At 64.1% G+C, this 8,955-nt stretch carries 11 protein-coding genes; 6 read left to right on the forward strand and 5 right to left on the reverse strand.

The annotated features are described in order from the left end of the window. Window positions 1–60: 60 nt before the first annotated feature. Complete coding sequence (locus U0177_RS25950) at window positions 61–768, reverse strand: succinate dehydrogenase cytochrome b subunit (RefSeq protein ID WP_409573582.1); 708 nt, start codon at window positions 766–768, stop codon at window positions 61–63. Between the two features lie 678 nt (window positions 769–1,446). On the opposite strand from U0177_RS25950, the gene U0177_RS25955 reads away from it, so the two are divergent. Continuing rightward, window positions 1,447–2,151 carry a response regulator gene (locus U0177_RS25955; RefSeq protein WP_409573583.1) on the forward strand — a complete coding sequence of 235 codons (705 nt, stop codon included), beginning with the start codon at window positions 1,447–1,449 and terminating at the stop codon, window positions 2,149–2,151. A gap of 342 nt (window positions 2,152–2,493) precedes the next feature. Further along, window positions 2,494–3,420 carry an ATP-binding protein gene (locus U0177_RS25960; RefSeq protein ID WP_409573592.1) on the forward strand — a complete coding sequence of 309 codons (927 nt, stop codon included), beginning with the start codon at window positions 2,494–2,496 and terminating at the stop codon, window positions 3,418–3,420. A gap of 42 nt (window positions 3,421–3,462) precedes the next feature. On the opposite strand, the gene U0177_RS25965 is transcribed toward U0177_RS25960, so the two are convergent. Next, window positions 3,463–3,906, reverse strand: coding sequence for a hypothetical protein (locus tag U0177_RS25965; RefSeq protein ID WP_409573584.1), 444 nt, complete (start codon window positions 3,904–3,906; stop codon window positions 3,463–3,465). 279 nt (window positions 3,907–4,185) lie between these two features. On the opposite strand from U0177_RS25965, the gene U0177_RS25970 reads away from it, so the two are divergent. Then, window positions 4,186–4,530 (forward strand): hypothetical protein, encoded by a 345-nt coding sequence (locus tag U0177_RS25970; protein WP_409573585.1) that lies wholly within the window; start codon window positions 4,186–4,188, stop codon window positions 4,528–4,530. A 10-nt stretch (window positions 4,531–4,540) separates the two neighbouring features. Here the strand turns inward: U0177_RS25970 and U0177_RS25975 are convergent, their stop codons facing one another. Then, window positions 4,541–4,966, reverse strand: a complete 426-nt coding sequence (locus U0177_RS25975; RefSeq protein WP_409573586.1) for a hypothetical protein — start codon at window positions 4,964–4,966, stop codon at window positions 4,541–4,543. Window positions 4,967–5,030: 64 nt separating this feature from the next. Here U0177_RS25975 and U0177_RS25980 point away from each other — a divergent pair, with 64 nt between their 5' ends. Next, the gene (locus U0177_RS25980; RefSeq protein ID WP_409573587.1) at window positions 5,031–5,837 is read left to right on the forward strand and encodes a class I SAM-dependent methyltransferase; all 807 of its coding nucleotides are present in this window, start codon (window positions 5,031–5,033) and stop codon (window positions 5,835–5,837) included. 102 nt (window positions 5,838–5,939) lie between these two features. Continuing rightward, complete coding sequence (locus U0177_RS25985) at window positions 5,940–6,251, forward strand: hypothetical protein (protein WP_409573588.1); 312 nt, start codon at window positions 5,940–5,942, stop codon at window positions 6,249–6,251. Window positions 6,252–6,360: 109 nt separating this feature from the next. Here the strand turns inward: U0177_RS25985 and U0177_RS25990 are convergent, their stop codons facing one another. After that, window positions 6,361–7,275, reverse strand: a complete 915-nt coding sequence (locus U0177_RS25990) for a hypothetical protein (protein WP_409573589.1) — start codon at window positions 7,273–7,275, stop codon at window positions 6,361–6,363. Between the two features lie 159 nt (window positions 7,276–7,434). Here U0177_RS25990 and U0177_RS25995 point away from each other — a divergent pair, with 159 nt between their 5' ends. Then, window positions 7,435–7,650 carry a hypothetical protein gene (locus U0177_RS25995; RefSeq protein WP_409573590.1) on the forward strand — a complete coding sequence of 72 codons (216 nt, stop codon included), beginning with the start codon at window positions 7,435–7,437 and terminating at the stop codon, window positions 7,648–7,650. Between the two features lie 98 nt (window positions 7,651–7,748). Here the strand turns inward: U0177_RS25995 and galE are convergent, their stop codons facing one another. Beyond that, window positions 7,749–8,732 carry a UDP-glucose 4-epimerase GalE gene (galE, locus tag U0177_RS26000; RefSeq protein ID WP_409573591.1) on the reverse strand — a complete coding sequence of 328 codons (984 nt, stop codon included), beginning with the start codon at window positions 8,730–8,732 and terminating at the stop codon, window positions 7,749–7,751. Window positions 8,733–8,955 lie beyond the last annotated feature (223 nt).

The raw sequence follows: 8,955 nt of genomic DNA on the forward strand, positions 1-8,955 counted from the left end.
CGGCGCGGCGTGCGGCACTGGCACGCACCGCGCCCTCGTGGCCCGGCTTGTAACCTTGTTCTATCGAACGATCCCAAACAGCACCGCAATCGGCACCGCCACAAAGCCAACCGTCAGGGCAAGAGCTACCAGTAGCGCCAGCCCGCGCAGCGCGAAGTTGGTCTTGTAGCTATTCAGGCCCAGCGTCTGAAACGCGCTCCAGAAGCCGTGGTACAGGTGCATGCCCAGGCACAGCATCGCCACGATGTAGAATAGCGTAGCCGGCCAGAAGCTAAAGCCGGCGATCACATTCTCGTAGGCGTGAAACTGCCCGTTCGACTCGGCCTGAAACTGCCCGGCGCTGTAGCCCACCAGGCCAAGCGTAAAGTGCATCAGGTGGAAGACAATGAACAGGAACAGGATCACCCCGCCCCAGCGCATCGTGCGCGCGGCATACGTCGCGGCGATGCTCTTCTTCTGCCCGTAGCGGTTCGCGCGCGGTCGGCCGCCCAGGTCCTGGCGCGTCAGCTCATATGCCGACCAGATATGCGCCGCTACGGCGGCGAGCAGCACCACGCGGGCGATCCACAGCAGGTGGGTGTGCCCGAAGATCGGCCCGCCAAGCGTGCGCAGGCCGGCAGCATACTCATTGAAATACTCCGGCCCCAGGAAAATCTTCAGGTTGCCGTACATATGAACCACCAGAAAGCCGACGCCAATCAGGCCGGATACCGCCATGATCGCCTTTTTGCCGATCGAGGAGCGATACAGGGTAAGAGCTGCTGCCATATGCCAACCTTTCTTAAAACAGGTACCCAATAACGCGTGCCGCGCGGCGAAAGCCGACGCCCAATCCTAGGCGCGCCCGGTTACAGCCCGGTTCAAGGGCTGCACGAGCGTGCATGGGCAGCCGGCGCGGCTGCGGCGCGTACGGTAGATGCGGGAATAACAGGTGTGGCCTGAACAAACCATCGCGGTAGAGCCGCCTGGCCCGGTACATACGCTGCTCACAAGCACTTGAAACGCAGCCAATAGACTTGTGACACGGCGAGAATAGCCTGGAATGCGGCGTATTATAGCGCAAACCCATGGCGTTGTCGAACCACGCCGTGGCTTTGCCCCGCGCCACATCCACGAATTTCGGCAAATGCTGCGTAAGTGTAGCAAAAGGTGATTAAGCTGTCCAAGATATATTCAGAACCGAATTCATAACAAAATAGGTATCAATTGTTGGCACGCTACGCTAGCAGCCCCGGCCTGCGGCAGCGCTCCTTGCTGCCGCAGGCAAAAATACAGTAAGAAAACCTTAATACTCGCGTAGGCGGCGGGTAAGCTAGCGCTGCGACACTCAAGGCGCTGCTTGTGCCCGCGCCGGCGATGCCTCTGGCGGCATACACACTTGTCCGCGCACAGCCCGATGCAGTACAATGGCGCTGCCGGCAACATTCCAAACAACAGGGGCAGCTCATGAGCGGTGAAACGATCCTGATCGTCGACGACGAAGCCACGATCGTAGAGGTAGTGGCGCTATACCTCCAGCGCGAAGGCTTCCGCGCGATCGTGGCCGCCGACGGCAACACCGCGCTCGCGCTTGTGGCCCAGCAGCCGCCCGACCTGATCGTGCTCGACCTGATGCTGCCAGGGCTGAATGGCCTCGAGGTAGCCCGGCGCCTGCGCGCCAGCAGCGCCATCCCGATCATTATGCTCACCGCGCGCAGTGAAGAAGCCGATCGCGTCGTCGGCCTCGAGCTCGGCGCCGACGATTATGTCACCAAGCCGTTCAGCGCGCGCGAGCTGGTGGCGCGCGTCAAGGCGGTGCTGCGGCGCACCCAGCCCGCGCCCGCCGCCGAGCCGCTAGCGGCCGCGCAGCAGGTGCTGGCGATCGGCGGGCTGCGGCTCGACGCCAGCGCGCGCAGCGTCACGCTCGACGGCCAGCCGGTCGCCTTGACCGTGCGAGAGTTCGACCTGCTGCACTTTCTGATGCGCCACCCCGGCCAGGTCTTCACCCGCGAGCAGCTGCTCGACAACGTGTGGGGCTACACCTTCGCCAGCGATATGGGCACGGTTACCGTACACATCCGCCGCCTGCGCGAGAAGATCGAGCGCGACCCGGCCAACCCTGTGCTGCTGCAGACAATCTGGGGCGTGGGGTACAAGCTGGAACGACCGTAAATGCCTATGCAAACACTGTTTTCGCTACGCCGCACAATCGCGCCGCTGGGGTTAGGGCTGCTCGTAGCGCTGGGCCTGGCGCTGCTGCTGGCGGTTGGCTGGCTAGGCGTGCGCGGCAGCGACATGACCGAGCTAGCGCGCTACCTGCTGATCTCCGGCACGATCTCGTTCGGGCTCGGCGCGCTTGGGCTAGCCTGGTTCCGGCGCGGCCTGGTGCGGCTGTGGCTCCAGGTGACGCTCACCTACATGCTCGGCATTCTGGTCGCCATCCTGAATATCTTCATCACCGCCCGGCTGATGTTCATCTCGAGCGACCACGACCTGCCGCTGCTGGTCTTACTGATGCTGTTCGCGGCGGTCGTGTCGCTGGCGCTGGGCTACACGCTGGCCCAATCGCTGGCGCAGCGCGTCGGCGCGCTGCACCATGGCGCGCAGGCTATCGCCAATGGCGAGCTGAGCACGCGAGTCGACGCTGCCGGTAGCGACGAGCTGGCCGCGCTGGCGGCGCAGTTCAACCGCATGGCCGCTCAGCTGGCCGCCGTCGCCGACGAGCGCGCGCGTATGGAGGCCGCGCGTCGCGAGCTGGTGGCCGCGATCTCGCACGATCTGCGTACGCCGCTTACGTCGCTGCGCGTAATGACCGACGCGCTAGCCGATGGCGTGGTGGACGACGCCGCTACTTCGGCGCGCTACCTTGCGACCATGCGCGCGCAGATTGGCCACCTCAGCAGCCTGATCGACGACCTGTTCGAGCTCGCGCAGATCGACGCCAGCGCGCTCGCGCTCGACCTGCGACGCACTGCGCTGGCCGAATTGGTCGACGACACGATCGACGGTATGCAGCCACAGGCCGCTGCCAAGGGCGTACACCTGCGCGCGAACGTCGCGCCCGGCCTCCCGCCTGTGCTGATCGCGCCGCAGAAGATCGGCCGGGTGCTGGCGAACCTCGTCGGTAATGCCATCCGCCATACCCCGGCCGGCGGCAGCGTTACAATCTCGGCCGGCACAGCGCCAGCCGCGCACCTCGAAACGCCCGGCATCCTGGTCGAGGTTGCCGATACTGGCGAGGGGATTGCGCCGGAGGATCTGCCGCGCGTGTTCGAGCAATTTTACCGTGGCGAGAAGTCGCGCTCGCGCGCGACGGGCGGCGCTGGGCTGGGCCTGGCAATCGCGCGCGGCATTGTCGAGGCCCACGGCGGCACAATCTGGGCCGAAAGCACGCTAGGCCAGGGCGCGCGCGTGCGCTTTACGCTGCCACAGCACAGCTGATCGCGCTGTCTACTGCCTTCCGCAGTAGCCTGGCGACTCAGCTCAGCCGTAGCGCACACTCCGCTCCTGGCGCTGCTCGTACAGCAGCGCCGCGCCTGTCGCGATCCCGCCGATCAGCTCCCAGGCTGCCACCGCGAAAAAGCGCGGCGGCGCGTAGCCCATCAGCACGCCCAGGCTGAACACGCAGAACGTCAGCGCGCGGAACGGCACCGTCCAGCTGAAAAAGCGCCGCGTGCCAGTAAGCGCCGCCAGCACATAGTACACGCCCATGTTCAGCGACGCCATCGACGAGGCCATCAGAAACGCGGGCGTATAATCGGTTGCGGGGCGCTCGGCCGCCCCAACAAACCTGAACCCAAGCGCGGCGAGCAGCAGGCGCGGCGCGAGCAGCCCAAGCGCCCCCATGGCCAGCGCCAGCACCCCAAACACCACCATCGTCCACGCGGCTGGCCCTAAGCCGGCCGGCCGTACCGCCTGGCGAAGCATAAAACTACTCCATCGTGCCAAAGCACGCCAAACCTAACCGTTGCATATCGTACCACGATATACCATGTGCGTAGAGTATTTGCAAACGGAAACTAGAGGTTTTGTAAATATTGCGAAGTGAATAGCCTATGCTATACTCAGCCTATCGCTCATACTACTTTATTAATAATATACGAAGTGAAATATACAGTAGCTCACCTCTACGTGTATATTTTGCATACCTCGTACGATTCGCCAAGATCGCGTAGCTCGCGCCCGCACGTATAGCAGGATGCCGATATGATCGCAGTACCCCACGTTCGCCACACGAACGGCGCATTCCGGCTGTTTCGCCACACGATTGTCGCGCTGACGATGATCTGCCTGCTGGCCGGGCTGGCGCACGATTTCACGGCGCTGCTGCTGCGCTATCTCGTCTACCAGCTGTTCGTGGCGTCGCCGGCACTGCATGTCACAATGCTTGCGGCGCTCGGCGGGGCGATCTATGTGCTGAGCGGCGCGTGGGCGCCGGCGCAGCCACAGCGTAGCGCCATCGATGCGGCCTGGTGGATGGCGCTGTTTCCCGCGCTTGGGCCGTGTGCCGGCATGATGTGCTGGCCTGGCGGCGACGAAGCCGAGCAATAAGCCGGCAGCCCTAGAGCGGGCCGACGCGCTCGTCAAGGCTTTCGATCAGCGCCAGCAGCTGCTCGCGCGTTAGCCCGCCGCCATGATCGCGCCACCAGCTATAGTACCAGCGCATATTATTGCGAAACGCCTCCAGCACCTCGGCTTCGGTCAAGCGCGGCACCTTCTCGCGCAGCAGCTCAATCACCTGGCCTCGCTCATCGATCGGCACCTCGGGTGTGCTGGCGAGAATGCGCTCGGCGCGCAGCAAAAACAGCTCGCGCTCGATTGTCGGGAACTCGTCGTCGATCTGACGAATGTTGCCAAGGTAGCAGATTGTGCGCTGGCGCGGCGTATTCTCGCCATCGCGATAGCTCTCGACCAGGTACGCGTCGTGAAATACCACATTCGCCGTTGTGGCGTTCTTGTGCTTACGCACAACCCACCGAATATACATAGGGCTGCTCTTGAACAAACAATATGCGGCGCCTGTAGTATAGCTGAAATGAGCGGAAAACGGAATGACTTTGCAGATCAGCTTTGACCGAATTGCCGCTAGCTACGATGCCCAGCGCGCGCATCCGCCCGAGGTATCGTCCCAAGTCGGGCAGGCGATCGCCGGGCTGGCCGGCTCTGGCGCGCTTGTGCTCGAACTGGGTGTCGGCACTGGCCGGATCGCCCTTCCTACCAGCGCCGCAGGCTGCCAGATCGTCGGCGTCGACATCGCGCGCGAGATGCTGCGCGTCGCCCAGGCCGCAAGCGCGGCGCTCTCAAACCGCTGCGCGCTCGTCCAAGGCGACGTGGCCAAGCTCCCGCTGCGCGACAACATGTTCGATGCAGTGCTGGCAGTGCACGTGCTGCACCTCGTGCCCGACTGGCGCGGCGCGCTGGCCGAAGTAGCGCGCGTGCTGCGCCCAGGCGGTGTTTTCATGCAAGGGCGCGACTGGCGCGACCCGCAGAGCTGCGCCGAGCGCCTGCGTGGCAAGCTGCGCGAGGTGGTGATGCATATGCTGCCAGGCGCCCGCCCACCCGGCGCCGGCGCCGCGCTGGCCCAGGCAATCGCCCGCATGGGCGGCACGATCGAGCCCGAGGTTGTGGCCGCCGAATGGCAAACCTACGCCAGCCCGGCCGCCCTGCTCGCCGGCATGGCCGCGCGCGCCGACGCCGAGACATGGGCGCTCAGCGACGCTCTGCTGAGCGCCGCAGTGGACGAGGTGCGCGCCTGGGCTGCCGAGACCTGGAACGACCTCGACGCCGAGCAGCCTATCCTGCAGCGCTTCATTCTTTCGCCCATTCGCGGCGAGTGGCAGCGCCTGATAGGCGACTGAGCGATCTATCAGGTGGCAATCAGCGCTCGCTGATGCATTCGGCGGCGCCTTCCGGGTAGTATAACGTCAGCGTATCGATGACTAGCACCCGAGGCACCGCCGATGAAACTTCAGCCCAAGCACCGCTCGCCCGTCCGCTCCGCTCACGTAGCATCCCTGCGCCGCGCGCTCGCGCTGCTCTGCTTTGCGCTTGGCGTCGCAGGCTGCCTGCTGCCGATCATGCCTGGGCTGCCGTTCTTTGTGCTCGGCGGGCGGCTGCTTGGCCCGCGCGATTACGCCTTGCGCCGCGCCATTCTGTCTGGCCGCCGCCTGCTGCGCCGCCTGCGGGCCTCGCGCGTTGCGGCGCTGCGCCACCTTGGGCACAAGGCCACGCCACACTGGCGCGGTTTCACCCGCCTTATGCTCGGCGCCTGACACTCATAGAACTTACGCGGTAATGCCACCTCGAAATTTTGTTCCCGGAAACCACGAACCGCGGGGCATCTGCCCCGCGGTTCGTGGTCCCTGGCGTAGTGTTGCCCGGCTACAGCAGGCTTTCCTCGAGCTGCCGGCGGCCATTGCCATTTGCGCTGGCGCGCGGCCCTGGCGCAGCCGCCGGCGCCGGCCGCCCCTGCGGCGCTGGCTCCTCGTCGAGCGGCGCGCCACCTGGCTGCTCCTCGCCTATGCCAATCAGCTTCGATGTAGTGACTGACCATGCGATCGTCTGGTCGATCAGCGATGGCCCGCCGTGCCCGCCCTCGATCAGCGCGGCCCACTCGCGCTTGATCCAGTGCGCCCGAATATACTCTTTGCTGATCGGCGCCGGTACGAGCGCGATCGGCGGCGTGATCTCCTTCGTCTGCCCGCCGCTGCCGCGCGCAACCTCCTGGCCGGGGCCGAGTGGGATGCTGCAGGCGTAGAACGGTGCCTGAAGCGGTGGCTTCTTATCCAGCGCCCGAAATGCGTCGACCGCGTCGAGCACCTCGTACTGCCGCGTCAGCGCCGCGATCAAGTCGCCTGTCAGCGTGCTCTTCGCCGTGATCAGCAGGGGCTCGTAGAACCCGACATTCAGCAGTTCCTGCAGAAAGCCGCGGAAGCGCAGCACCGACTGCTGCCGGCCGCCCTCGAGCGTGCGCCAGCCGAAGGCGATGCCGTAGCGCTCCTCGGTGTGCTTCATCTCGCCGATCGACTGCACGCCCTCGGCCACCACAAACAGGTTTGCCGTCTCCACCGCCCAGTGGGTCACCATGTTGCCGCTGCCATGCTTGATCGTCACCTGGCTGAAATTCGCTGCAGCCATGGCCTCGTCGAGCGCTTCGATCTTGCCGGCCTCAACCAGCCAGCCTGCGTAGATCCGGCGCTCTTTCGTCTGCAGGCCAGTGGCCCATTGCAGCAGCGGGTCAGCCACGCGCGGCATTGGGCGGCGCGCCGGGCCACGCGTGAAGGTAACATCTTCCATGTGCTCGTCCCTTTCGTCGAAAACTCTACCCGATCTGGTATAAACTATTATAGCACAAGTGTTCGTTTTGTAAAGCAGCGCGTTGCAAACTGCTTCGAGTGCGGTATAATACTGCCAGATGCAAAGCATTGTGAGCACTAGCACGCGAGGTTCAGCAGTATGGGCTTCTTTTCCTCGATCTCAAAGGCCGTTTTTCGCGAATACGACCGGCGGGTCAAGCGCGCCAGCCTGATCACCGAGTATGGCGCCGCGCACCATCACGGCCACGCGCATAGCGAAGGCGCCGACGCCGGCCACGGCCACGCCGAAACCGCAGGCGAGGCCGAGATCGTCAATATCCCGCGCGGTACCCCGGTCGAACATCCGCAGCACTAGCTCGGCTCGATCGCCAACAGCACAACGGAGCGGCACAGTGCCGCTCCGTTGTGTTTCGCTACCCTATGCCATTGCAGTGGTTCCGGGCGCTTTTCGCCCTAGCCGTGCCGCGCGTAGCCCTGCGGGTAGCGCAGATGCCAATCCCACGCGCTCTGGATAATCGCTTCGATCGCGCGGTAGCGCGGTTCCCAGCCGAGCTCGGCGCGCGCGCGGCGGCTATCGCCGATCATCACCGGCGGGTCGCCAGCGCGCCGGCGCTCCTCTACCACAGTGATCGCTTTCCCTGTGACTTTGCGCGCCGCCTCGATCACCTCGCGCACCGTGAAGCCGTCACCATTCGCCAGGTTAAAGTTGCGGCTGCGCTGCTCGAGCGGCGCCAGCGCTAGCACGTGCGCCCGCCCCAGATCGCTGATGTGAATATAGTCGCGGATGCAGGTGCCGTCGCGCGTGTCGTAGTCGGTGCCAAAGATCTTGATATGCGGGCGCTTGCCCATCGCCACCTGCAAGATCAGCGGTATCAGGTGGATCTCCGGCTCGTGATCTTCGCCGCGCTCGGGTGTGGCACCGCATGCGTTGAAGTAGCGCATACAGCTGTAGCGGATCCCGTACGCCTGCTCGTACCACGGCAGCATCTGCTCGATCATGAGCTTGCTCACGCCATATGGGCTGATCGGCTGCTGTGGGTGCTGCTCATCGATCGGCGTGTACACCGGGTCGCCAAAGGTCGCACAGGTCGATGAAAGAATAAAGCGCCGCACCTGCTGCTCGGCCATTGCGTTGAGCAGCGCCACCGTGCCGGCCACATTATTTTGAAAATATGTGCCGGGGTTGGTCATCGACTCGTTCGGCTGCAGAAAGGCCGCCAAGTGTATCACCGCGTCGATAGCCTGGCTGGCCAGCGTGCTCCGCAGCAGCCCGCCGTCGAATAGATCGCCGCGCACAAACGCCACGCCCGATGGCACTGCCTCGGCATGGCCCGCCACCAGGTTATCATACACCACCGGCGTGTGGCCGTCGACCAATAGCTCTTCTACTACAGCGCTGCCAATATAGCCCGCGCCGCCTGTCACCAGTACGTTCAAGCGTTTCTCCTTTATCAGCACGACGTTTCTCCGATCTGCCCGCTCTGTCGCCGGCCAGATCCGGCGTGATCGCCCACGCCCTATGCATTATAAAGAGAAAAGATTGCAAACCGATGACAGCCTGCTGGTACAAAACTGTTGCAATTTGATATTAGGCTGTACTGGGAAATAAAAATGATCTATGAGGTTTTTCCGCGCGGAGCGCGGAAAAACCTCATAACTG

Source organism: Kouleothrix sp. (genome assembly GCF_046328425.1).
Classification (GTDB): domain Bacteria; phylum Chloroflexota; class Chloroflexia; order Chloroflexales; family Roseiflexaceae; genus Kouleothrix.